Source organism: Streptomyces sp. WZ-12, assembly GCF_028898845.1.
Classification (GTDB): domain Bacteria; phylum Actinomycetota; class Actinomycetes; order Streptomycetales; family Streptomycetaceae; genus Streptomyces.
On sequence record NZ_CP118574.1, the window covers coordinates 3,386,263 to 3,408,659 of the forward strand.

Sequence of the window (22,397 nt, forward strand, 5' to 3'; positions counted from 1 at the left end):
GGGGCTCCTCCGCCCCGGCCGGAACCGGGGACGGCGGAGTTGACTCTTCCCGTAACACTGCCACGCCCTTCTTCATTCCGAGACACCTGGTCCGATGCGCGAGACAAAGGTGTCCCAGTAGCCGGGCAGCGACTCCCAGGCGACGGCCGCGGCGTCCGCCGCGCCAGCGGCCCGGCGGTCGGTGAAGTACACAGTGCCGGCACCCTGCCAGCGGGCGATCCGCAACGCCTCGTCCAGGTGCGTGCGCGGGACGCCGTGGACGAGGTGGCAGAAGCGGTCCGGCGGGTAGTCCGCGGTCCACTCGGCCACCTGTGACCAGCGGTAGTCCGTCCAGGAGCCGGCGAAGGTGACCAACTGGTCGGCGGATTCGGCGTACCCGGGGTGCGGGTGGGCGCCGTGCGAGAAGACCAGGTAGCCGTCGTCCCCCAGGGCCCGCAGGGCGCCGGCCAGCCGCCGGGTGGCGGGCAGCAGCGTCCGGTCGGTGGGACAGCGGTCCAGCCAGAAGCCGTCGACCTTGTACCACTCGCGGTAGCGGTGGGCGTCGGCGATCAGCTCGGCGAACGGGCGGGCGCCGCGCCCGAGGTCCAGATGTCCCAACAGGCGGACACCCGCCCTCCCGCCACCCGACCACCACCCCTCACCGACACGCTGCGCGCGGCCGCCCGCCTCGCGGAGGCGGGCGGCGGCCGGGAGGCAGTGCGGGTCGGGGCGGCTGCCGGGCCCGTTGCAGACGTTGAGCACCGCCCAGTGCACCGGCGTCACCCGCCGGTAGCCGGGACCGGCGCCCACCCCGTCGGGCTCCGGGGGCAGCACGAACCCGCGGGCGGCGCGCAGCAGTTCCGCCCACTCGGCGGGGGCCAGCAGGGGGTGCGCGAAGCCCGGCACCCCCACCCCGAGCGGCCCGAACCCGGTGGGGGCGCGGGCGCTGTCCACGGGAGCGCTCAGATGCGACACGCGGCCTCCATCCAGATGTCGGCGAGGGACTCCTCCAGGCCGATCCGCGGGCGCCAGCCGAGCCGGTCGCGGGCGGTGCGCACATCGGCCTGCTGCCAGGTGCCGCAGCCGTCCGGGTACGGGTAGGCGGTGGGCTGCCCGCCCGCCGGGTGCCCCTCGGAGGCGGGGGCCGGGATCACCAACCGGGCCGGCGGGGAGTCGAGTTCGTGCAGCGAGCCGCCGAACCCGGCGACCCGGGCGAGCACCGCGGCCGCCTCCCGCAGCCGCACCGCCCGCCCCGTCCCGATGTTGACCACGCCCTGCGCGGCGGAGAGCGAGGCCGCGTGCACCGCCCGGGCGACGTCCCGGACGTCGACGAAGTCCCGTTGGACGCCCAGGCCGCCCAACTTCAGCTCGGTGTCGCCGGATTGCATGGCGCGGCGCATCGCCTCGGCGAGCCGGCCCAGCGGGGAGCCGGCCGGGGTGCCGGGGCCGACCGGCGAGAAGACCCGCAGCACCACGGCGTCCAGCCCGGAGCCCAGGACCAGCTCGGTGGCGGCCAACTTGCTGACGCCGTAGGGGCCTCCGGGGCGCGGCACCGCGTCCTCGGCGGTGGACGAGCCGGGCTGCGAGGGCCCGTACTCGGAGGCGCAGCCCAGGTGGACCAGGCGCGCGCCGCAGCCGCTGCGGCGCAGCGACTCGCAGATGGTGGCGACCGCGACGGTGTTGTGCCGGGTCAGCTCCCGGGCGCCGCCGCGGGTGGTGCCCGCGCAGTTGACGACGACGCCGGGGTGGACCGCGTCGAGGAAGCGGGTGAGCGCCCCGGGGCTGCCGGTGGCGAGGTCGAAGCGGACGTCGGCGTCGTCCCCCCGACCGAGTGCGGTGAGTTGGACGGCGGGGTCGGCGAGCAGGCGGTCGGCGACATAGCGGCCGAGGTAGCCGTTGGCGCCGATGAGCAGCACCCTCATCGTGCGTCCCCCCTGCGCGCGTGCCGTGTGGTCGGGTGGACGTTCATGTGTCGACTCCTCCTGCGGATCGAGGGAAGCGGGTGGGTTCCGCCGGTTCCGGCCGCGGCTTCGGCGCCCGCCCCTGGGGGCGGGGGCCAGGTGGGGGGTGCGGTCCGCGGCGCGGGGGCCGGGGGGTGCGGAGCGGCGGCACCGAAGCGCCGCGCCGCGGGGTGTGTGGGGCACGGGGGCCCGGACGGGCGGGTGGGACGGGTCATGGCCGGTGTCCCTCCGCCGCGTCGGTGAGGGGGGCGGCCCCACGCCGGTCGGGCACGGGGGACGTCAAGGGGCCGCGCGCAGCCCGTCGTTGCGGCGGTTGGAGCCTCCCCTGCGCAGGTGGGCGCCCCCTGCTCGAACGAAGCCGAGAGCTTGGGGGAGGAGTCGAGAGCTTGGGGAAGGGCGGGTGGGCGCAGGCGCCGGTGAGCGCCCGCAGTCCGTGCACCAGGAGGGCCAGGGCCGCGGGCGCGCAGGCCAGCGCCGGGACCGCGGCCGGGCCGGCGGCGGTGACCAGGGCCGTCACCGGGGCGCCGAGCGGGGCGAGTTCGGGGAGCCGGGCGGCGAGGGCCAGGCCCAGGGCCGTGGCTTCGAGGGCGGCGGCGAGGCCGGTGCCGGCCGCCGCGGCGACCGGGAAGCCGTGCACGGTGAGCAGCCGGGCGAGGAAGAGCAGCACCGCCAGCGCGGTCGCCGCCGGGACGGCGCACCGGCCGCCGGGGCTCCCGTCGGCGCCGAGGAGCAGCGCGGCGCCGACGGCCAGCGCGCCCGCGACGGCCAGGAAGAGCAGGGTGACACCGAGCAGCAACGGCCGGACCCGCGCGGCGAGTTCGCAGAGCGCGCGGCTGGCGGCCAGGCCGCGCCGGGCGCGCCGGGCGAAGGCGGCGGCGCAGGCGGCGGCCGGGGCGACGGCGCAGACCAGCGCGACGGCGGTCGCGACGGCCGCCCGGGGGTGCGGGCCCGGCACATCGGGCCCGCCGGACAGCGCCTGGGTCAGCAGCCAGTCGCCGTAGACCGCGTACCCCAGGGTCCAGGCGGTGCACAGCGCGGCCGTACGGGAGCCGGGGCCACGGCGGGGGCGCAGCGGCCCGTTGCGCAGCGCCAGCCGCAGCGCGAGCAGGGTGAGCAGCAGCCCGGCCGCGTCAACGGCCGCCCTGGCGTGCGGCGTTGTGGGCGCGACGGAGGCGTGCGCGGCGAGCGTGGCCAGGCCGACCGCGCCGGGCAGCAGTTGCACCGCGCCGCGGGCGAAACGGGGGCCGGGGGCGGGGGCCGCGGTCCCGACGGCCGGGCCGGGGTCGTCCGCCGGTGCGTCCCGGGGTTCGTCCGGCGGCCCGGCCGGTTCCTCCGGCTCCGGCGTATCGGCGCGCGGGACCCGGGCGTAGAGCTCCTCGGCCAGCGAGAAGACATCACGGTGCCGGAAGCGGGCCGCGGTGCGGTCGGTGACGCCGTGCGCCTCCAGCCCGGCGGCGATCTCCAGGGGGTCAACGGCCCGTTCGCACAAGGCGCGATGACGGTGCATCAGGATCTTGACCGGGTCGGCGGGGCCGAACCGGGGTGCCGGCCGCGCGGGCCGGACCGCGGTGTCGCTCTCGGGTGCGGTCATGCGCCGGTTCCCCTCCCCCGCTGCCGGGCATAGGGGTCGGGGCCGCGCCCACCGGGGACGGGCAGCCCGCGGCCGGTACCCGGGCGGTCGGGCCGCCGGGCGCCGCCCGGGCTCCCCCAACTCCCCTCGTGCGCCACGTCCGCCATCCCCGTCACCAGGGCCGCGCCCACCACGCCCATCGCGCAGAGCACATCCAGCACCACTGTCACCATTACCGTCTCCCTCACCCTCACCACACCTGTCCGGCGGCCCGCCCGCCGGCCGCTCCGTACCGCGTGCGCCGGGGCCGGCCGCCCGCCCGGTCGGCCCCCTCGGCCCGCGCCCAGCTCGGGGTGCGGACGGCGCCGACCGGGGCCGGCCCGCCGGGCAGCTGCGACTCGGCGGGCCGGGCGAAGGGCCGCGGCGCGGCGCCCCCGGCCGCGGCCGTGCGCCCGACCGGACGGGCCGGGGCGTGCGCGATCAGCTCCAGGTAGATGCCACGAAATGCCGCGATGTTCTGCTCGACGGTGAACAGTTCGAGGGCCCGGGCGCGGGCGGCGGCGCCCAATCGGGCCCGCCGCTCCGGGTCGGCGAGCAGCGCCCGGCAGGCGTCGGCCAGCGCGCGGGGGTTGCGCGGCGGGACGACCAGGCCGGTGCCGCCGATCACCTCGCAGACCGCGCCGGTGTCGGTGGAGACGGTGGCGCGGCCGCAGAACATCGCCTCCACCAGGGAGCGCGGGAACCCCTCGACCGCGCTGGAGAGCACCACCAGCGTCGCGGAGGCGTAGGCGTCGGCCAGGGTGGGCGCGGTGGGGTCGCCGATCTCCTCGAAGCGGACCGGGTTCTCGCCGGCGGTCAGCGCGTCGGCGGCCTCGTCGGGGAAGAGTTGGGCGGCCAGCGCCCGGCACTGGGCGCGGTAGCCGGCGGCCTCCGGGTCGTCGCCGAGGCCGCCGATGATCCGCAGGGTGGCGGTCGGCACCGCCCGGCGCAGGTCGGCGAAGGCGTGCAGCAGCCCGATGAGGTCCTTGTCGGGGGTGATGGCGCCGGTCCACACCAGGGTCGCGGAGTCGTCCGGCGCGGCGTCCGGCACCGCGGCGAACGGGCCCGCGGCCATGCCCGGGTAGACCGTGCGCAGCCGCGTCGGGTCCGCACCGCAGTGCTGCTGCCAGCGGCGGGCCCGGGTGGAGCCGGGGGTGAGCAGCGCGGCTTGGGCGTAGGTCTCGACGGCCAGGGCGCGCCGGAAGGCGGCGAGCAGCGCGCGGACCGGGGCGGAGCGGGGTGCATCGGGGTGCGCGAGGTAGTGCTCGCGCAGCCGCACGCCGTGCTCGGTGACCAGGAGCGGGGTCCCGAAGAAGCGTTTGCCCAGCAATCCCGGGAGCGCGGCGGAGCCGGCCGAGGCGGCGTGGCAGAGATCGACCCGGGCGAGGTCGGCGTCGCCGTACCAGTCCAGGGAGAGCGGGCGCAGCGCCGACTCCAACTCCGCGGCCAGCGCCAGGAGATCGGCGACCTGGGCGCCCTGGGCGGCGGGCGGCGCGCCCGGGCCGTGGCAGACCGCCTCCAGCACGCGTACGGCACTCTCGGAGCGGAGCAGGGCGGGCAACGGGGCGCCGTCGCGGGCGAGGTCGGCGAGCCCGTAGAGCCCCCTGGCGAAACGGTCCGCCTGACCGTCCTCGGCGGCGGGCCGCTCGCCGGCCGGCGGGGCGGCGCAGCCCGCCACCAGGTCGCCGAAGTGCTCGACGAAGCGCCGCCGGACGCGCCGCCCGGCGCCCCGTTCGCCGCCCCGCCGAAACGCCACGGAGCTCTCCCCCCACAGCGGCGCCCGCCCCCTGAGCTCCGCGTTGACCGGCAACGCGACCGGGCCGCGGGCCTCCTGGCGGGCGGTCGTGGTCAGCGCGTAGAGCGCGAAGTCATGGCCGGCGAGCCCGCGCACGAGCCGCTCGCACCACGCGTGCGCCTCACCGGACGCATAGGGATAGCCACCCTCGGTGAGCAGTCCAATGCGCACGACGGCACCCCCGTCCTCCCATATCGGCGTCCTGGCGCGGTACATCCCCCGCCACCTGCAGGAAGAAGCTACGCAAAGGGGCCGGTGGCGCGATGGACGGTTGTCCATCGCGCCACCGGAAGGGGTGAACGCGCGTGACTTTCCACCCCTGGGGGCGTTTCTGCGCGCTATGGGGTCGTTGGCCGGGAGCGCCCGGTGGTAGGACCTGTCCGGCGGATCAGGGCCGGACAGGGTCTAGGGCGCTCGCCCGCAGCGCCCGCTTCCCGGCCGCGATCTGCGGGTCCAGTACGGGGACGGCCGCCAGCAGCCCCTGGGTGTAGGGGTGTTGGGGGTCGTCGTACACCCGGTCGACGGGCCCCTCCTCGACGATCCGGCCGGCCCGCATCACCGCGACCCGGTCGCTGACCGCCCGGACCACCGCCAGGTCGTGCGCGATGAAGACCAGCGCCAGGCCCAACTCCCCGCGGAGCTCGGCGAGCAGCGCCACGATCTGCGCCTGGGTGGTGACGTCCAGCGCGGAGACCGGCTCGTCGCAGACCAGCAGCCGGGGCGCGGGCGCCAGGGCCCGGGCGATCCCGACGCGCTGCCGCTGGCCACCGCTGAACTCGTGCGGGTAGCGGTGGTACCAGGCCGGGTCCAGGCCGACCCGCGCCAGCAGCTCCTGCGCCCGCCGGACGATCTCGCGGTCATCCAACTCCCCCGTGGCGCGCAGCGGATCGGCCACCGACTCGCCGATGGTGCGGCGCGGGTTGAGCGAGGAGGTCGGGTCCTGGAAGACCATCTGCACCTCCCGGCGCAGCGGCCGCAGCTCCCGCTCCGGGAGGCGGCCGATCTCCCGGCCGCGGTAGCGCAGGCTCCCGGCGGTCGGCTCGGACAGCCGGATCAGCATCCGGCCCAGGGTGGTCTTGCCGCTGCCGGACTCGCCGACCAGGCCGAGGACCTCGCCGGCGGAGACGGTCAGCGAGACCCCGTCCACGGCGGTGGTGCGGGCCCGGCCGCGGCCGAACTCCCGTCGCAGGTCGGTGGCTTGGAGCAGCGGCGCGCCCGGATCGGGCTCCGGCACGGCCCTCCCGCCCGTTGCCGCCGGGCCCCGCACGGCGTCCACCCGGGGCACCGCCGCCAGCAGCTCCTTGGTGTACGGGGCGCGCGGGGTGCCCAACACCTCGGCGACCGGCCCGTGTTCCACCGCCCGCCCGTCGCGCAGCACCAGCAGCTCGTCCACGCTGCCGGCGGCCACCGCGAGGTCGTGGGTGACCAGGATCAGGCCCAACCCGCGCTCCGCGCGCAGCTCGTGGAGCAGGTCGAGGATCTGCGCCTGGACGGTGACGTCCAGCGCGGTGGTCGGCTCGTCGGCGATCAACAGCCGCGGCTCGCAGGCCAGCGCCATCGCCAGCAGGGCGCGCTGCCGCATCCCGCCGGAGAACTCGTGCGGACGGGCGCGGGACTGCCGGGCCGCGTCCGCGATGCCGACCCGGTCCAGCACCTCGACGGCCCGGGCCCGGGCGGCCCGCCGGGAGGTGCCCGGCCGGTGGACGCGGTGCACCTCGGCGATCTGGTCGCCGATCGCGTGGTAGGGGTCCAGGGCGGACAGCGGGTCCTGGAAGACCATCGCCGCGGTGCCGCCGCGCAGCCGACGCAGCGCGGCGTCGGGGGCGGCGAGCACGTCCAGCCCGTCGACCCGGACCGTGCCGGCCACCCGCGCGCCGGTGCCGCGGTGCAGGTCCAACAGGGCCGCGGCGACGGTGGACTTGCCCGACCCGGACTCCCCGACCAGGCCCAGCGCGCGGCCGGCCGCCAGGCGGAAGGAGAGCCCGTCGACGGCGCGGACGGGGCCCTCGGCGGCCGGGAAGTCGACGGTCAGGTCGGCGACCTCGACCAGGGTGTCGGTCGCTGGCTCGGTCATCGCAGGGCCACCCTTCGGTCGGCGAGCGCGTACAGGACGTCGGCGACGGCGTTGGCGGCGACCACGGCGGCGCCGACGCCCAACACCGTGCCGACCACGACCGGCAGGTCCACGGTGCGGACCGAGTGGACCAGCAACTGGCCCAGGCCCGGCAGCCCGAAGAGCGTCTCGGTGAGGACCGCACCGCCGAGCATCGTGCCGAGGTCGATGGCGCTCAGCGCGATCACCGGCGGCAGGGCGCCGCGCAGCGCGTGCCGGCCGATCACCGTGCGCTCGCGGAGCCCGTAGGCGCGGAAGGTGCGGATGTGGTCCTCGGCGAGGGTCTCCAGGGTGGCGGAGCGGGTCAGCCGGGCGTACTTGGCGGATTCCAGCAGGGCCAGCGACACCCAGGGCAACAGCAGGTTCCAGGCCCACTGCTCGGGGTCCTCGGTCAGCGGGACGTAGGTCGGGAACGTCAGCCACCCCAGGGCGGCGCAGAACAGCATCAGCAGCAGGAGACCGGTGATGAAGACCGGGGTGGCGGTGCCGGCGAGGGTGAGCACGGTCAGCAGCCGCTCGGTCGGCCCGCCGCGGCGCAGCGCGGAGAGCAGTCCGGTGCCGACGCCGAGCAGCAGCCACAGCACCATCGCGCCGAACGCGAGCGAGGCGGTGACCGGCAGCCGCTGGGCGAGCAGCGCGGTGACCGGCTGCCCGTTCTGGTACGAGAGGCCGAGGCAGGGCGCCGGACAGTGCAGCACGCCGGTCCCGGTGGAGTAGTCGCGGCCGACGACGAGGGCCTTGAGGAAGTGCAGGTACTGCGTCAACAGGCCCTCGTTCAGCCCGAGTTGGTCGCGCACCTGGCGGAGCTGGCCGGGGTCGCAGCGGGGGCCGCAGGCCAGCTTGGCGGGGTCGCCGGGGGCGACGTAGAAGAGCAGGTAGACCAGGACGGAGAGCAGGAACAGGACGATCAGGGCGCCGCCGAGCCGGCGCAGGAGGTAGCCGGTCATACGGTGGCGCTCCGTTCCGGGCGGGCCCGTCGGCCGGTCGGGGCGCCGACCCGCAGCCGGGACCGCTCCCGCGGGTCGAGCGCCGCGCGCACCGCGTCCCCGAGGGCGGTCAACGCGAGGACGGTGACGAACAGGCAGGCGGCCGGCAGCAGGACGTAGAGCGGGTCGGCGCGGAACCAGGTGGTGGCGGTGGACAGCATCTGTCCCCAGGAGGAGGTGGGCGGTTTGACGCCGATGCCCAGGAAGGACAGCGACGCCTCGATGACGATGTTGGTGGGGACCAGCAGCGCGGCGTAGGTGAGCACCGGCGCGGCGAGCGCGGGCAGCAGCTCCCGACGGGCCACCCGCCAGGGCCCGGACCCGCCGAGCCGGGCCGCGGCCACGTGGTCCAGCGTGGTCAGCGTGAGGGTGTGGGCCCGTACGATCCGTGACGTGCCGCCCCAGTTGAGCAGCCCGATCAGGGCGACCAGCAGCAGCGGCCGGGGGAAGTCGGCCGGGACGACGGCGGTCAGGGCCACCCCGCACACCAGCATCGGCAGCGCCACCAGCACGTCGGTGAGGCGGGAGAGCACGGTGTCGGCGAACCGGCCGCCGAGCGCGGCGGCCAGCCCCACCGTCACCCCGATGAGCACCTGGACGACGGTGGCCCCCAGGGCGACCATCAGGGAGATCCGGGCGCCGTACAGCAACCGGGCGAACAGGTCCCGCCCGGTGCCCGGTTCGACGCCCAGCCAGTGGTCGGCGCTGATCCCGCCGTACGGCCCGAGCGGCACCCCGCCGCGGGCCGAGTCGATCAGGTCGTCGTGGTACGTCGTGGGGTCCTGGCCCTCCAGGGCCGAAAGGAGGGGCGCGGCGAGGGCGAGCAGGGCGAGGAGCGCGAGTCCGGCGGCGGCCACCGCGGCCCCCGGCCGCTGCCGCAACCGCCGCCTGAGAGCGCCGTCGTGACGTGTTGTCACTTGACCGCGACCTGCGAGATGTCGAGCACGCCGTCCCAGTCGCTGATCACGACGTTTTTGACGTCCTTGCCGTAGAGCCGCTTGTAGACCGGGTGGAAGAGCGGCACGGACAGCGCCCGCCGCCCGATCGTGCGGTCCAGGGCGCCCCAGCGCTCGGCCGCCGCGGTGAGGTCGGTGAGCTGGTTGATCGCGTCGATCTCGTGGTTGACGGCGGGGTCGTCGAGCTGGGCGTGGTTGAAGTTGGCGGCGTCCTTGACGATCTGTCGGCCGTCGAAGACGGGCGCGAGGAACGGTCCGCCGGAGGGCCAGTCGGCGCCCCACCCGCCGAGGAACAGCCCCGGCTCGTCCTTGAGGCCGTGCACCTTCTCCTTGTAGGCGTTGTCCTCAAGTCCGGCCAGTTTCACGGTGATTCCGGCCTTCTTCAGGGCCTCCTGGACGGCGGTGGCCACTTCCGGGCTGGTGGAGAAGTTCTTGGCGGTGGAATGGGTGAGGGTGATCGTCAGCCCGTCGCCGTGGCCGGCCTCCCTCAGCAGTTCCCTGGCCTTTTCCGGATTCCCGGTCTTTCCGGCCGGAAAGGGGTCGTCGGGGGTGTAGCCGAAGACCTTCTGGTTCGGCAGGAAGGTGGTCGCGGGGTCGGCGAGCGAGGAACCGCCGGCCGCGTTGACCACGCTCTGCCGATTCACCGCGTAGGCGATGGCCTGCCGCACCTTCGGGTCGTCGAAGGGCTTCACCTTCGGGTTGAAGGCGAGGTAAGTGGTGTAGCCGAAGCGGCCGGTGCCGACCCGCTTCTTGAGCTCGGGATCGCCGGCGATCCGGGCGAGTTCGGCGGGGCCGAGGTTGGTGTCGGTGGTGACCGCGGCGGCGTCGGCGCCCGCGCCGGTGGCCAGTCGCTGGTTGATGACCGCGGGGTCCAGCCCGGAGACCACGTTGACGGTGTCGGGATAGGCGTGCCGCTGGTCGTCGCTCTTCTCCGACCAGTGCGGATTGCGGGCGAGAACGAGGCGTTCGCCGTCCCCGGTATTGGAGACGACCTTGTACGGGCCCGAGGAGACCGGGTGTTCCTCGTATTTCGTGCCGGTGTCCTTCGCCCGCGGCACGGGGGCGAATTGGGTCTGCGTGGCCAGGAGCGGGAATTGCCCTTCCGGCTTGCGCAGATGGAAGACCAGGGTCCTCTCGTCCGGGGTCTCGATGGATCTCAGGCCGGCCTTGGCGGTGTCCTTGTACGGGCCCTGATAGCTGTCCCCGCCGACCAGCCAGTCCCGCAAATAGGGTGCGCCGCCGGAGAGTTCGGGGGCGAAGGAGCGCTCGATGCCGTATTTGACGTCGGCGCTGGTGATCGGCGTGCCGTCCTCGAATGCCAGGCCGCTCTTGAGGGTGTAGGTCCACACCGTGGCGTTCTTGCTGGGCCGTCCGGTGTCGGTGGCGAGGTCCGGGACGACCTGGGTGCCGGCCGCGCCGTCGGCCCGCTTGCGGGTGGTCAGGGTGCGGAAGACCAGGGTGGGCACCTTGCCGCCGCCGGAGGTGTAGAGCCGGGCCGGGTCGAAGTTGGTCTGCGGTTCGGAGTTGAGGACGGTGAGGGTGCCGCCCTTCTTGGGCGCGGCGCCCGCGCCGCCGGCGGCACCGGCGTCCTTGGGGCCGCAGGCCGCCGCGCCCCCGGCGAGGACGGCGGCGACCACGGCGGCGGCCACCCGGGTCACGGTGCGGGACGGGGGGCGGGAGGGGACCTGCTCGGCCATGGGAACGGGTGCCTTTCACAGCGGGAAGCACCCGCACGGGGCGGCTCGGGGGCGCGACGGCGCACGGGGGCCGCCCCCTGCGGACACGTCAACGGCGGGAGAACGAAACGGAGTACGTGGCTGCGCGAGGGGGAACACCCCGGTCCGGGAGGCAGGCGCGCCTCAACGGGACCGGGCGGGCCTCAGCGACACGCGATGTCGGCCACGCTCTGCACGGACACGCCGATCAGCGCCAGCTTGAGGGCGGCGAGGTCGGTGGCGTGACGGTGCGTCATGCGCAGATGATGGAACGGGGGTTCGGTTCCTGGCAAGGCGTCTCACCATGAGAGACAAGTCGTCTCATGTCGAGGGCGCCCGGCTCAACTCCCGGTCGGGTAGGGCCAGGAGTTGGGCCGGCAGGTCACCCCGTCCGTGGTGAGGAACTTGGTCTGCTGCATCATCACCGGGGCCAACGCGCCCTGCCGGGTGCAGGATTCGTGGTTGTGGCCGAGCCGGTGCCCGACCTCGTGGTTGATCAGCATCTGCCGGTAGGCCAGCATCTTGTCGGCGCCGTAGGTCTTGGCGCCCTGGGCCCACCGGTAGGCGTTGATCATCACGCGCTCGGTGACCGCCGAGTCGCAGGAGACGTTGTCCTCGGTGGTGTCCAGGCCCGACTTGGCACACCACTTCGCGGTGGTGCCGGGGCTCGCCAACGAGATCACGAAGTCCGCGTCACCGGACCCCACCCGCTGAAAGGTCCGCCGGCCGCCGTGCGCCCAACTCCGGTCGTCGTTGAGGGTCTTGTGCACCGCCTCGGCGAACAGCTCGCCGTCCAGGGGCAGTCCCTCCTCGACGTCGACCCGGTAGCGCAGCACCTTGCCGTGGCCGGGCGCCTTCGCGTCGCCGCCGGCCGGCCGGAACCGGCCGCTGGCGGTCAACTGCGGGTCCAACGGGAAGACCCGCGCCATCTGGGTGGCGTAGTCGGCGGCCTTGGCGTCCTGGCCGGGCCGCGCCTGGGAGCGCGACGCCTCGTCGCCGCCGTCGGCCCGGTCGTCGCCGGTGCGGGGCGACGGACCGCCGGCGCCGTCCTGGCGCTGCTCGGCGACCTGGCCCGCGATGACGACGGCGAGCGCGGTGGTCACCGCGGCCGCGGCCGCACCGGTCAACGTCCGCGCCCGGTGCCCCTTCCGGGCCCCGCGCGCACCGGCCCCGGCCGGCACCCGTTCGGCATCGGCGGGCGCCGACCCCTCGTCGCCGTCCACGGGACGCTCCGGACGGGGCCCGGGCCCGGCCTCCGCCGTGTCGCGCCCCACCGGCGCGTCGAACGCCTCCAGATACGCGCGCCGCGGACCCGGCACGCTCCCCCGCTCCCCCGCCGGCACGCCGAACGGGGGCGTCCCGTCACCGGGCGCACCGGAAGCGCCCGCGCCGGGCTCGCCGGCCCGGGGCCGGGGAATCCGCACGCCGGGCGGCATCCCCGCGGCGCCCCGGCCGCCGCCCGTCCCGCGCTGCTCGGGGTGGCCGCCGCGCGCCGCGGGGTCGTTGGGGGCGTCTCCGGCCGGGCCGGGCGTCCGACGCCGGCGTCCCGTCCCCGGGATGCCGGGAGTGTTGCCGGCGCTCTTGGCCGCTTCGCCGGACGGGCCCTGCGGCCCGCCCCGGCGGCTGTGTCGTCCCACGGGCCGGTCAGCCCCCGTCCGCGGCGGGCCGGGCGCCCGCCGCATCGATCAGTTCGCGCACCGCCCGCGCCACGGCCTCGGGATACTCCATCATCGCCACGTGCCCCGCCTCCGGAAGGGTCAGCAACCGTGAGCCGCGGAACGCCGCGGCCGCCCGCCGCGCCATCCGGGAGGAGACCAGGCGGTCGCGCCCACCGTAGACGAGGAGCGTGGGCGCCAGGACCCGTTCGGCCTGTCGCCACAGGCCGTGCTGGCCGCCGAGCGTGTAGGCGTTGACCAGACCGCGCGTCGCGCGCTCCATCGCCTCCCAGAAATAGGGGAGTTGAAGCCGTCGAGCGTACTCCTCGGCGGCGGCGCCGAAGCCCTCGGGGGTGATCCGGGCCGGGTCGCCGTAGCAGAGCGCCAGCACCTCGCGGGTGCGCTGCTCGGGCGTCCACTCGCGAGTGAGTCGGGCGAACAGCCGGGCCACGCCGGGGATCGCCAGCAGCGCGGTGGGCAGCGCCGTGCGCTGCGGCGGGAGTTCCGGCAGCGCGGGCGAGATCAGGGTGAGGGTGCGGACCAGATCGGGGCGGACGGCCGCGACCCGGGTCACGGCGGCGCCGCCCATGGAGTTGCCGAGGAGGTGGACGGGTCCGCGGCCGGTCGCGTCGAGGTAGCGGATGACCGCCCGGGCCTGCGCGCAGACCGCGTAGTTGCCGTCGTCCGGCGGCGGCGACTCGCCGAAGCCGGGGAGGTCGAGCGCCACGCCGTCCAGCCGGTCGGCGAGCAGGGACATCAGCTCCGACCAGTTCTGGGACGAGCCGCCGAGGCCGTGGACGAAGAGCGCGGGCTCGCGGTCCGGCGCGGCGGCGCCCGCCTGCGTCTCCGGGCGGTCGGCCGGGCTGCGCACGGCCAGCGTCAGCCGCGGCGGCGAGGCCAACGCGACCCAGTCGACCAGTTCGTCCGGGGCGCCCGCTCCGGCCGGCGGCACCGGGAGGGCGGCGGCTGTCGCGGTGTCCGGCGACTCGGTCGAAGACATACTGTCGATGTTACGAGACGATCACGCCCCCGATTGTGTGTTCGCGGTCACACACCGCATCGCGCCGCCGCAACCGCTCTCCTAGGCTCGTATCAGGGCGAACGCCCACGACGGGCCACGCCCCGGAAAGCACCGGAAAGGGAGCCACCATGCGCGTCGACCCGACAGATCCCGACACCTTCGAGGAAGCGGCCGAGGCCCCGGCGGCCGGCCCGTTCGACGTGGAGGCCCCGGAGGCCGACGCCGCCGAGCAGCACGCCGATCTCGCACCTCAGCGCGACGACACCATGACCGGCGGGGACTACTCGGCGAACGAGGCGGACCGCGCCGAACAGGCCCGGGTCGTCGAGCTCAACGAAGACGAATACCGATGACCTGGGGCGTTATGTCGGCATCGAGGAACGGGGCCGGGCAGAATTTCTCGCCGCGTACCGCGCACAGTCCCGTTACCCAAAAGTACGATGACGGCCGCGGTTCACCACCTTGTACGGACCGCGAACGGAACGATCACTGGGAGGCAGCGTGAGCGCCATCGAGCAGACCGAGGCCGCGCGCCCGCGAGGCACACGCCTGCCACGCCGAGCCCGACGGAACCAACTCCTGGGCGCGGCCCAGGAAGTCTTCGTCGCGCAGGGCTACCACGCGGCCGCGATGGACGACATCGCCGAGCGGGCGGGCGTCAGCAAGCCGGTGCTCTACCAGCACTTCCCCGGGAAGCTGGAGCTGTACCTGGCCCTGCTCGACCAGCACTGCGACGCCCTGCTGCAGTCGGTGCGCGCGGCGCTTGAGTCGACCAACGACAACAAGCAGCGGGTGGCGGCCACGATGGACGCCTACTTCGCGTACGTGGAGGACCCCGGCGGCGCCTTCCGGCTGGTCTTCGAGTCGGACCTGACCAACGAGCCGGCCGTGCGTGAGCGGGTGGACAAGGTGTCCCTGGAGTGCGCCGAGGCGATAAGCGCGGTGATCGCGGAGGACACCGGGCTCTCCCGGGACGAGTCGATGCTGCTGGCCGTGGGCCTGGGCGGGGTCTCCCAGGTGGTGGCCCGCTACTGGCTGTCCTCGGAGAGCACCGTCCCGCGGAGCACCGCGGTGCAGTTGCTGACCTCGCTCGCCTGGAAGGGCATCGCCGGATTCCCGCTGCACGGCAGCGACACACACTGAGCGTGTTCGCTGCTGGCGTGGGCGACGGCGGCGTTCTCCGTCCCCGTACCGGGCTAATGTGTGCTGCGTACCGCGCGGTTGGCCGCGCACCTTCCCCAGCCGACGCTGGGGGAACCCCAGAGCATTCGGAGGGACAGAAGCCGTGGAGGTCAAGATCGGCGTGCAGCACGCGCCCCGCGAGATCGTTCTGGAGAGCGGGCAGTCTGCCGAAGAGGTCGAGCGCGCAGTGAGCGAGGCGCTGTCCGGCAAGGCGGAGCTGCTGGCCCTCGTGGACGACCACGGTCGCAAGGTCCTCGTAGCGGCGGACCGGGTGGCCTACGTGGAGATCGGCGAGCCGTCGACCCGCAAGGTCGGCTTCGGCGCGCCCTGAGCGGCGGGCCACGTCGGCGCCGACGGCGCTGAGTAGGGGCATGGGGCGGCGGCCCGGAGACACTTCTCTCCGGGCCGCCGCCCCATGTCGTCGTCAGCGCGCGGCCGAAATCCCTTGCCCGATGGCCGGACGAGGGCGCACGCTGGCCGGACAAGCGGGCCCCGCCGGAGGGTTGTCGCCGGCGGCCCTTGGGTACGACCGCCTACGACCGATTTGTTCGACCGATCGGCCTCGTCAGCGGGAGGGAACGCCATGATCTGGGAAGCGCTCGGCGCCGTGATCGTCGGATACGCCATCGCCCTGTCCGCCCGGCGCTGGCTGCCGGAGCGGTTTCCCGACCCGACCCTGACGCTGGCCACGGGCCCCGTCGCCGCGCTGCTCGGCGCGCTGCTGACCCGCTCGATCCTGGGCCCGGACCACCCGTGGCAGGTGATGGTCGCCGCGGTCGCGGTGGGCGCGGCGCTGCTGTCGGTCCTGGTGCGCCCGCCGCGCCGCCGGCCCCGCCGCCCGTCCGCCCCGCTCAAGCGTCACCGGACGGCCTGTTGACCGTCCGGTGTCCGTCGCCGGTGTGCCTTCAGGCCGCCAGGCCCAGCGCCGACATCCGCTTGGTGTGCGCCTCGGTGATCCGGGAGAACATCCGGCCCACCTCCGCGAGGTCGAAGCCGTCGGCGACGCCGCCGACCAGCATCGTGGAGAGCGCGTCACGGTCCGCGACCACCCGCTGGGCCTGCGAGAGCGCCTCGCCCATCAGCCGGCGGGCCCACAGCGCCAGCCGCCCGCCGACCCGCGGATCGGCGTCGATGGCCGCCCGGACCTTCTCCACCGCGAAGGTGGCGTGCCCGGTGTCGTCCAGCACCGCGAGCACCAGGTCCCGGGTGTCGGCGTCCAGCCGGGCGGCGACCTCCCGGTAGAAGTCGCTCGCGATCGAGTCGCCGACGTACGCCTTGACCAGGCCCTCCAGCCAGTCCGACGGCGCGGTCTGGCGGTGGAACTCGTCCAGCGCCGCGGCGAACGGCTCCATCGCCTCGTTGGGCTCCGCCTCGATCTCCGAGAGCCGGTCCCGCAGCCGCTCGAAGTGGTGGAATTCCGCCGAGGCCATCTTGGCCAGTTCGGCCTTGTCGTCCATCGTGGGGGCCAGCTTGGCGTCCTCCGCCAGGCGCTCGAAGGCGGACAGCTCGCCGTACGCGAGCGCGCCGAGCAGATCGATCACGGCGGCCCGGTACTGCGGGTCCGCGGATGCCCGTGCCCAGTCCTGGGCGGCGATTCCGGTGTGTTCCTGCGCGTCAGCAGCGGCGTTGTCAGGCGTCTCCATGACCGCACAATAGCCCGCTTGACGGGCCATGGAAGGCCCTGGTCAGCCACGGCTCGGCCACCCGTACGTGTGATCGTCGACACCGCTCCGGCGTGCCGTGATGAATTCCTCAGCCATACACGCCTTCGGATTCACAGGCGATTTCCGGGGTACAGTGCTAAAGGACCCGCCGAGTATCGGTGGGTCGTTCCACGAAAGCGGATGCCCGGTCGGTGGCCCGATCGGCTCCAACCGACCGCCCTTCGCGCGGCGCGTGTCCACGTACGCGCGGCAGGAGGGACACCGCTCGCGGCGAGAGCGCCTGAGCGACGGCAGTGGTCCCGCCCCGTCCGGCCCCCTCGGGCCGGCGCCGTACGAACCCGTACGACGGTGCGGTACGACCCCCTCCGCCGCCTCTCTCCGCGTCTCACAGAAGAGGCAAGACTCTGTCTACGACGTTTCGAGAACTCGGGATCTTCCCCGAGACCGCCGAGGCCCTGGAAGCCGTCGGCATCGTTTCCCCCTTTCCCATCCAGGAGCTGACGCTCCCCGTCGCCCTCTCCGGCAATGACGTCATCGGCCAGGCCAAGACCGGCACCGGCAAGACGCTGGGCTTCGGCCTGCCGCTGCTGGAGCGGGTCACCGTCCCCGCCGACGTCGAGGCCGGCCGGGCCGCCCCCGAGCAGCTCACCGAGGCGCCGCAGGCCCTCGTCGTGGTGCCCACCCGTGAGCTGTGCCAGCAGGTCACCAACGACCTGCTGACCGCGGGCAAGGTCCGCAACGTCCGGGTGCTGGCGATCTACGGTGGCCGCGCGTACGAGCCGCAGGTCGAGGCGCTCCAGAAGGGCGTCGACGTGGTCGTCGGCACGCCCGGCCGACTGCTCGACCTCGCCGGCCAGAAGAAGCTGAACCTGTCGCGGGTGCGCTCCCTCGTCCTGGACGAGGCCGACGAGATGCTCGACCTGGGCTTCCTGCCCGACGTCGAGAAGATCATCCAGCTTCTGCCGGCCAAGCGGCAGACCATGCTGTTCTCCGCGACCATGCCCGGCCAGGTCATCTCGCTGGCCCGCCGCTACATGTCGCAGCCGACGCACATCCGTGCCACCGCCCCGGACGACCAGGGCGCGACGGTCGCCAACATCACCCAGCACGTCTACCGCGCGCACTCCATGGACAAGCCGGAGATGGTCGCGCGCATCCTCCAGGCCGAGGGCCGCGGGCTGGCGATGGTGTTCTGCCGCACCAAGCGGACCGCCGCCGACATCGCCGACCAGTTGTCCCGCCGCGGCTTCGCGTCCGGCGCGGTCCACGGCGACCTCGGCCAGGGCGCCCGCGAGCAGGCGCTGCGCGCCTTCCGCAACGGCAAGGTCGACGTCCTGGTCTGCACCGACGTCGCCGCCCGCGGCATCGACGTCGAGGGCGTGACGCACGTCATCAACTACCAGTCCCCCGAGGACGAGAAGACCTATCTGCACCGCATCGGCCGCACCGGCCGGGCGGGCGCCAAGGGCACCGCGGTCACCCTCGTCGACTGGGACGACATCCCGCGCTGGAAGCTGATCAACAAGGCGCTGGAGCTGTCGTTCGACGAGCCGGAGGAGACCTACTCCACCTCGCCGCACCTCTACGCGCAGCTGAACATCCCCGAGGGCACCAAGGGCGTGCTGCCGCGCGCCGAGCGGACCCGGGCCGGGCTGGCCGCCGAAGAGGTCGAGGACCTGGGCGAGACCGGGGGCCGCGGACGCGGCCGTCGGCCCGGCGGCCGCGCCGAGCGGGACGTCCAGGAGGAGCCCCGGCGCACCCGGACGCCGCGCCAGCGGCGCCGGACGCGCGGCGGGGCACTGGTCGAGGAGTCGGCGGCCGCGCCGCAGGCGACGGATGCCGCGGACACCGCGGTGAGCACCGCCGAGGACACCGAGGCACCGGCCCGGCGGACGCCCCGGCGTCGGCGCCGTACCCGCGGCGCGGTGACGGCCGACGCGACCCAGGCCACGACCGGCGAGTCCGCGGTCATCGAGCCCGCGGACACCGACGCCGGCGACGCCGTCGCCGCGGCCGCGGTGCCGGCCCCCGCGGCCGAGCCGGACGCCGAGCCGGCCAAGCCGCGCCGGCGCCGTACCCGCAGTGCCGCCAAGGCCGCCGCGGAGACGGTGAGCGAGGCGGCGGAGGCCCCGGCGGCCGTGGCCGAGGCGGCGCAGGAGACCGTGGCCGAGGTCGCTCCGGAGAAGCCCAAGCGCACCCGTAAGCGGACGGCCGCCAAGAAGACGGCCCCCGCGGAGGCCGCCGAGGCCGCCGTGGCGACCGCCGAGGGCACCGACGTCGCGGAGGCGGAGGCGCCGGCCAAGCCCAAGCGCACCCGGACCCGTAAGGCGGCGGCCACCAAGCCCGCGGCCGAGGCCGCGGTGGAGACCGCCGAGGGCGCCGACGCCGCGCCGGCGAAGCCGAAGCGGACCCGAAAGACGGCCGCGGCCAAGGCCGTTGCCGCCGAGCCGGCCGTCGTCGAGGGTGCCGAGGAGGCCCCCGCCAAGCCGAAGCGGACCCGTAAGACCGCGGCCGCGAAGGTCGCCGCGGACGCCCCGGAGGCAGTGGACGGCGCGGAGGCCAAGCCCAAGCGCACCCGCAAGCGGACCACCGCCAAGAAGACGGCCGCTGCCGAGGCCCCCGCCGAGGGCTGATCTCCCGCTCCACCAACGGCAGTTGACGACCCGGCCCCGCCTCGCGCGGGCGCCGGGTCGCCGGCGTTCCGGGGGCGCTCGCCGGGCCGGGCCGCGCCGCCCTCCCGAACGCGTTTGCGCCGGTCAGCGCCCGATAACCTCACCCCATGAGCACGCCGCCCACCCTCACCCTGCCGTCGTGCGCCCGCGCGCACCGGCTCGACACCGAGCGCGGTGGGTTCGCCGTGCACGACGCCCGCCCCGACGGCACCCCTGTCGGCACCGCCCTCCTGGTGCCCGGGTTCACCGGCAGCAAGGAGGACTTCATCGCCCTGCTGGCGCCGCTGGCCGCGGCCGGGTTCCGGGCGGTCGCGGTGGACGGCCGCGGACAGCACGAGTCCCCCAGCCCCCGCGACCAACGGGCCTACGAACAGCGGGAGTTGGCGCTCGACGTGCTGGCCCAGGCGCGGGCCGTACGGACGCCCGACGGCGACCCGCCGCACCTGCTGGGGCACTCCCTGGGCGGACTGGTCTCCCGAGCCGCCGCGCTGCGCGAGCCGGCGGCGTTCCGTTCGCTCACGGTCCTCAGTTCCGGGCCGGCGGCCATCGATCCGGCCCAGCAGCACCGGGTGCGGATGCTGATCGACGCGCTCGGAACGATGACCATGGAGCGGGTGTGGGAGGCGATGCGGGCCCTGGACCCCGCGCCGACCGACGCCGCCGGGACCACCGCGGCGGGGTCGCCCCCGGAGGCGCAGGCGCCCGAGATCGCCGCGTTCCTGCGGCAACGTTGGCTGAACACCGTCCCCGAGCAGCTGATCGCGACCGGCCGGCAGATGCTCACCGAGCCGGACCGGGTCGACGAGCTGGCCCGCACCGGGCTGCCGGTGCACGTCGTCTCCGGGGCCGTCGACTACGCCTGGCCGGTGCCGCTGATGGACGCGATGGCCCGCCGGCTCCGCGCCCACCGCACCGTCATCGAGGGCGCCGAACACTCCCCCAACGCCGAACGGCCGGAGCGGACCGCGACGGCGCTGGCGGACTTCTGGCGCGCGGTCGGCTGACCGCCGCCGCGTCCGCGACGGCTAGAAGCGCCCGTGGACGTGGTCCCAGAACCCGTCGCGCAGCACCCGCCGCAGGTCGGCGTGGCCGCGCAGCGAGTGGTTGAGCAGCGCCTCCGCCGCGGTGAGCAGCTCCTGGTCGACGGTGCCGGGCAGATACGGGTGGCCGGGCAGCAGCTCGGCCACCCACGCCGGGCCGCGCTCGGACAGCCACTGCGCGGCGACCCGCGCCCCCACGAACCGGACCTCCTCGCGGGACGGCACCGGCCCCTCGCCGGCCCCCGCCTCCGCGCCCTCGCCGGCCGTCCGCCGGGTCACATAGGGCTTGCAGAAGTCCAGGTCGAAGGTGCGGGCGCTGTCCACCTCCCACATCAGCGGCTCGGCCTGGTTGCGGCCGCCCGGGGCGGCCTCGATGCCCCACAGGTGGACCCGGGCGCCGTACCCCTGGGCCGCCTCCACCGCGGAGACCAGGTCCTCGTCGCCGCCGATCAGCACCGCGTCGCTGATCGCCCGGTGCCGGGCCAGCGACTCCAGATCACTGCGGATCAGCGAGTCCACGCCCTTCTGCTGGTTGTGGGCGTTGAGGTTGCCGAGCCGGACCTTGACGTCGGGGAGCTCGGCGATCCGCTGCTGTTCCGGGGTGTGGATCCGACGGCGGGCGCCGTCGTACCAGTAGACCCGCAGCAGCCGGCTGTCCGGGAAGATCGTGCGCGCCTTGTCGATGAACGCCTCGATGAGCCCCTCGGCGTCCAGCCCGAACGCCTTGCGGTCCTCGGTGCCGGCGACCAGCCGCCCGGCCGCGGCGTAGACGTAGCCGGCGTCGGCGAAGACCGCGTGGGTGGACGGTGTGGTGGCGACCTCCGCGAGGACCCGGGCGAGCAGCTCGTTGGTGCGCTCGATGCCGGCGGCGAGCGACGCGAGGTCGGTGGTGCCCGTGGGCTGGCGGTCGTTCATTGCGGACCCATTGTCCGGGCGGGCGCTGGACAGGCACAACCACAGCAGTTCCACAGCGGTTCCCGTGCCAGATTCCTTAGCCCATGAAAAAATTTCCTTAGCGTAGGGAATCATTTCAGCTCTAGGCTCGTTGTACCCGTACGGAACGCCCGACGACGATGCCGGGCGATCCGCTCGAAGAGATCTCCACAGGAGGATCAGACGAAGGGAGAAGCCCGTATGCGCTTCGAGATCATGCGCCTGGACGATGCCGACGGCGCCGCCGTGGACAGCACCGTCGTGGACGCCGCCTCCGTCAACAAGATCGTGCAGCAGGCCGCCGCCATTGGACAGCGGATCTACATCCGCCCTGCTGACACCGCCGCCGCGCGCTGACCGCCGGCCGCCGACCGCGCCCCGGACGATGACGTAACGCGCGGTGCCGACGACGCACGAAGCCCCCGCACGGACCTGCCGTACGGGGGCTTCGCGGTGTCCGGGAGGGGTTCAGGTCCCCTGGATCACCTGCGTCACGCCGTTGATGATCTGCTGCACGGCGAGCGCGGAGAGCATCATCCCGGCCAGCCGGGTCACCAGGACCACCCCGCCGTCCTTGATCACGCGGATGATCATCAGTGAGAACCGCATCGCCAGATACAGCACCACGTGGATCGCCGCGATCGCCGACCAGACCGCGACCTGGGAGGCGACACTGTGCGCGTGGTCCACCGCGAGGATCACCGAGACGATCGCGCCGGGCCCGGCCAACAGCGGCATGCCCAGCGGCACCAGCGCGACGTTGACGTCCTTGGTCTGGGTCGGCTCCTCGGACTTGCCGGTCAGCAGGTTCAGCGCGACAAGCAGGAGCAGCAGCCCGCCGGCGATCATCAACGCGGGCGTGGAGATGTGCAACCGCCCGAGGATCTGCTTGCCGAAGAGGCCGAAGACGGCGATCACGCAGAACGCGACGGTGGCGGCCTGCCAGGCCATCTTGCGCTGCACCTTGGCCGGCCGGCCGGAGGTCAGGGCCAAGAAGATCGGGGTGATCCCTGGGGGGTCCATGATCACGAATAGCGTGACGAAGAGGGTACTGAAGACGGCGACGTCGAACACAGTGCTGGCCTTGCGGTGGTACGGGCGAACGGAGGGGGACGC

The 22,397-nt window shown here is 74.7% G+C and carries 22 protein-coding genes; 7 read left to right on the plus strand and 15 right to left on the minus strand.

All coding sequences use genetic code 11. The features are described from left to right. Positions 1 to 72: 72 nt before the first annotated feature. From PV796_RS14155 to PV796_RS14210, 12 genes are all read right to left on the minus strand, one after another. On the minus strand, positions 73 to 954 hold the full coding sequence (locus PV796_RS14155; RefSeq protein ID WP_274913432.1) for a spherulation-specific family 4 protein: 882 nt from the start codon (positions 952 to 954) through the stop codon (positions 73 to 75). Further along, complete coding sequence (locus PV796_RS14160) at positions 942 to 1,901, minus strand: NAD-dependent epimerase/dehydratase family protein (RefSeq protein WP_274913434.1); 960 nt, start codon at positions 1,899 to 1,901, stop codon at positions 942 to 944. The genes PV796_RS14155 and PV796_RS14160 overlap by 13 nt, the downstream gene beginning before the upstream one ends. A gap of 250 nt (positions 1,902 to 2,151) precedes the next feature. Further along, positions 2,152 to 3,531, minus strand: a complete 1,380-nt coding sequence (locus PV796_RS14165; RefSeq protein ID WP_274913435.1) for a hypothetical protein — start codon at positions 3,529 to 3,531, stop codon at positions 2,152 to 2,154. Continuing rightward, positions 3,528 to 3,743: a hypothetical protein gene (locus PV796_RS14170; RefSeq protein WP_274913437.1), complete on the minus strand. Its 216-nt coding sequence runs from the start codon at positions 3,741 to 3,743 to the stop codon at positions 3,528 to 3,530. Before PV796_RS14170 ends, PV796_RS14165 begins: the two co-directional genes overlap by 4 nt. 17 nt (positions 3,744 to 3,760) lie before the next feature. After that, entirely contained in the window at positions 3,761 to 5,515 is a 1,755-nt protein-coding gene (locus PV796_RS14175) for a DUF3492 domain-containing protein (protein ID WP_274913438.1), read from the minus strand. A 217-nt stretch (positions 5,516 to 5,732) separates the two neighbouring features. Next, on the minus strand, positions 5,733 to 7,418 hold the full coding sequence (locus tag PV796_RS14185; protein WP_342456909.1) for an ABC transporter ATP-binding protein: 1,686 nt from the start codon (positions 7,416 to 7,418) through the stop codon (positions 5,733 to 5,735). Continuing rightward, positions 7,415 to 8,404 (minus strand): ABC transporter permease, encoded by a 990-nt coding sequence (locus PV796_RS14190; protein WP_274913439.1) that lies wholly within the window; start codon positions 8,402 to 8,404, stop codon positions 7,415 to 7,417. The genes PV796_RS14185 and PV796_RS14190 overlap by 4 nt, the downstream gene beginning before the upstream one ends. Next, positions 8,401 to 9,360 (minus strand): ABC transporter permease, encoded by a 960-nt coding sequence (locus PV796_RS14195; protein WP_274913441.1) that lies wholly within the window; start codon positions 9,358 to 9,360, stop codon positions 8,401 to 8,403. Before PV796_RS14195 ends, PV796_RS14190 begins: the two co-directional genes overlap by 4 nt. Then, positions 9,357 to 11,096, minus strand: coding sequence for an ABC transporter substrate-binding protein (locus PV796_RS14200; RefSeq protein ID WP_274913442.1), 1,740 nt, complete (start codon positions 11,094 to 11,096; stop codon positions 9,357 to 9,359). Before PV796_RS14200 ends, PV796_RS14195 begins: the two co-directional genes overlap by 4 nt. Positions 11,097 to 11,278: 182 nt before the next feature. Then, a complete protein-coding gene (locus PV796_RS42055) occupies positions 11,279 to 11,371 on the minus strand; it encodes an Ms4533A family Cys-rich leader peptide (RefSeq protein WP_342456910.1) in 93 nt (30 codons plus the stop codon). Between the two features lie 84 nt (positions 11,372 to 11,455). Beyond that, a complete protein-coding gene (locus PV796_RS14205; protein ID WP_274913444.1) occupies positions 11,456 to 12,751 on the minus strand; it encodes a DUF3152 domain-containing protein in 1,296 nt (431 codons plus the stop codon). A 7-nt stretch (positions 12,752 to 12,758) separates the two neighbouring features. Further along, positions 12,759 to 13,769, minus strand: coding sequence for an alpha/beta fold hydrolase (locus tag PV796_RS14210; protein WP_274913445.1), 1,011 nt, complete (start codon positions 13,767 to 13,769; stop codon positions 12,759 to 12,761). A 149-nt stretch (positions 13,770 to 13,918) separates the two neighbouring features. Between PV796_RS14210 and PV796_RS14215 the strand changes: the two genes are divergently transcribed. The 4 genes from PV796_RS14215 (at position 13,919) to PV796_RS14230 (ending at position 15,849) form a co-directional block, all read left to right on the plus strand. Beyond that, on the plus strand, positions 13,919 to 14,143 hold the full coding sequence (locus PV796_RS14215) for a hypothetical protein (protein ID WP_274913446.1): 225 nt from the start codon (positions 13,919 to 13,921) through the stop codon (positions 14,141 to 14,143). A gap of 148 nt (positions 14,144 to 14,291) precedes the next feature. Further along, positions 14,292 to 14,933 carry a TetR/AcrR family transcriptional regulator gene (locus tag PV796_RS14220; protein ID WP_274913447.1) on the plus strand — a complete coding sequence of 214 codons (642 nt, stop codon included), beginning with the start codon at positions 14,292 to 14,294 and terminating at the stop codon, positions 14,931 to 14,933. 142 nt (positions 14,934 to 15,075) lie between these two features. Then, the gene (locus tag PV796_RS14225; RefSeq protein WP_274913448.1) at positions 15,076 to 15,303 is read left to right on the plus strand and encodes a DUF3107 domain-containing protein; all 228 of its coding nucleotides are present in this window, start codon (positions 15,076 to 15,078) and stop codon (positions 15,301 to 15,303) included. Between the two features lie 252 nt (positions 15,304 to 15,555). Further along, positions 15,556 to 15,849: a hypothetical protein gene (locus PV796_RS14230; RefSeq protein WP_274913449.1), complete on the plus strand. Its 294-nt coding sequence runs from the start codon at positions 15,556 to 15,558 to the stop codon at positions 15,847 to 15,849. Between the two features lie 28 nt (positions 15,850 to 15,877). On the opposite strand, the gene PV796_RS14235 is transcribed toward PV796_RS14230, so the two are convergent. Next, positions 15,878 to 16,615: a ferritin-like fold-containing protein gene (locus tag PV796_RS14235; protein ID WP_274913450.1), complete on the minus strand. Its 738-nt coding sequence runs from the start codon at positions 16,613 to 16,615 to the stop codon at positions 15,878 to 15,880. 314 nt (positions 16,616 to 16,929) lie between these two features. On the opposite strand from PV796_RS14235, the gene PV796_RS14240 reads away from it, so the two are divergent. Both PV796_RS14240 and PV796_RS14245 read left to right on the plus strand, forming a co-directional pair. Further along, positions 16,930 to 19,269, plus strand: a complete 2,340-nt coding sequence (locus PV796_RS14240) for a DEAD/DEAH box helicase (protein ID WP_446750594.1) — start codon at positions 16,930 to 16,932, stop codon at positions 19,267 to 19,269. Positions 19,270 to 19,415: 146 nt separating this feature from the next. Further along, entirely contained in the window at positions 19,416 to 20,312 is an 897-nt protein-coding gene (locus PV796_RS14245; RefSeq protein WP_274913451.1) for an alpha/beta fold hydrolase, read from the plus strand. Positions 20,313 to 20,333: 21 nt separating this feature from the next. On the opposite strand, the gene PV796_RS14250 is transcribed toward PV796_RS14245, so the two are convergent. Continuing rightward, positions 20,334 to 21,263: an NYN domain-containing protein gene (locus PV796_RS14250; RefSeq protein ID WP_274913452.1), complete on the minus strand. Its 930-nt coding sequence runs from the start codon at positions 21,261 to 21,263 to the stop codon at positions 20,334 to 20,336. Positions 21,264 to 21,482: 219 nt separating this feature from the next. Between PV796_RS14250 and PV796_RS14255 the strand changes: the two genes are divergently transcribed. Next, a complete protein-coding gene (locus PV796_RS14255) occupies positions 21,483 to 21,638 on the plus strand; it encodes a hypothetical protein (RefSeq protein ID WP_274913454.1) in 156 nt (51 codons plus the stop codon). A gap of 111 nt (positions 21,639 to 21,749) precedes the next feature. Here PV796_RS14255 and PV796_RS14260 read toward each other — a convergent pair whose 3' ends face one another. Further along, positions 21,750 to 22,355, minus strand: coding sequence for a MarC family protein (locus PV796_RS14260; RefSeq protein WP_274913455.1), 606 nt, complete (start codon positions 22,353 to 22,355; stop codon positions 21,750 to 21,752). Between the last annotated feature and the right edge of the window lie 42 nt (positions 22,356 to 22,397).

Bases quoted from the DNA above. Each gene is read 5' to 3' on its own strand.
- PV796_RS14160 (WP_274913434.1), bottom strand. From the start codon at position 1,901: ATGAGGGTGCTGCTCATCGGCGCCAACGGCTACCTCGGCCGCTATGTC.
- PV796_RS14210 (WP_274913445.1), bottom strand. From the start codon at position 13,769: ATGTCTTCGACCGAGTCGCCGGACACCGCGACAGCCGCCGCCCTCCCG.
- PV796_RS14250 (WP_274913452.1), bottom strand. From the start codon at position 21,263: ATGAACGACCGCCAGCCCACGGGCACCACCGACCTCGCGTCGCTCGCC.
- PV796_RS14200 (WP_274913442.1), bottom strand. From the start codon at position 11,096: ATGGCCGAGCAGGTCCCCTCCCGCCCCCCGTCCCGCACCGTGACCCGG.
- PV796_RS14235 (WP_274913450.1), bottom strand. From the start codon at position 16,615: ATGGAGACGCCTGACAACGCCGCTGCTGACGCGCAGGAACACACCGGA.
- PV796_RS14215 (WP_274913446.1), top strand. From the start codon at position 13,919: ATGCGCGTCGACCCGACAGATCCCGACACCTTCGAGGAAGCGGCCGAG.
- PV796_RS14190 (WP_274913439.1), bottom strand. From the start codon at position 8,404: ATGACCGGCTACCTCCTGCGCCGGCTCGGCGGCGCCCTGATCGTCCTG.
- PV796_RS14230 (WP_274913449.1), top strand. From the start codon at position 15,556: ATGATCTGGGAAGCGCTCGGCGCCGTGATCGTCGGATACGCCATCGCC.
- PV796_RS14185 (WP_342456909.1), bottom strand. From the start codon at position 7,418: ATGACCGAGCCAGCGACCGACACCCTGGTCGAGGTCGCCGACCTGACC.
- PV796_RS14170 (WP_274913437.1), bottom strand. From the start codon at position 3,743: ATGGTGACAGTGGTGCTGGATGTGCTCTGCGCGATGGGCGTGGTGGGC.
- PV796_RS14165 (WP_274913435.1), bottom strand. From the start codon at position 3,531: ATGACCGCACCCGAGAGCGACACCGCGGTCCGGCCCGCGCGGCCGGCA.
- PV796_RS14245 (WP_274913451.1), top strand. From the start codon at position 19,416: ATGAGCACGCCGCCCACCCTCACCCTGCCGTCGTGCGCCCGCGCGCAC.
- PV796_RS14255 (WP_274913454.1), top strand. From the start codon at position 21,483: ATGCGCTTCGAGATCATGCGCCTGGACGATGCCGACGGCGCCGCCGTG.
- PV796_RS42055 (WP_342456910.1), bottom strand. From the start codon at position 11,371: ATGACGCACCGTCACGCCACCGACCTCGCCGCCCTCAAGCTGGCGCTG.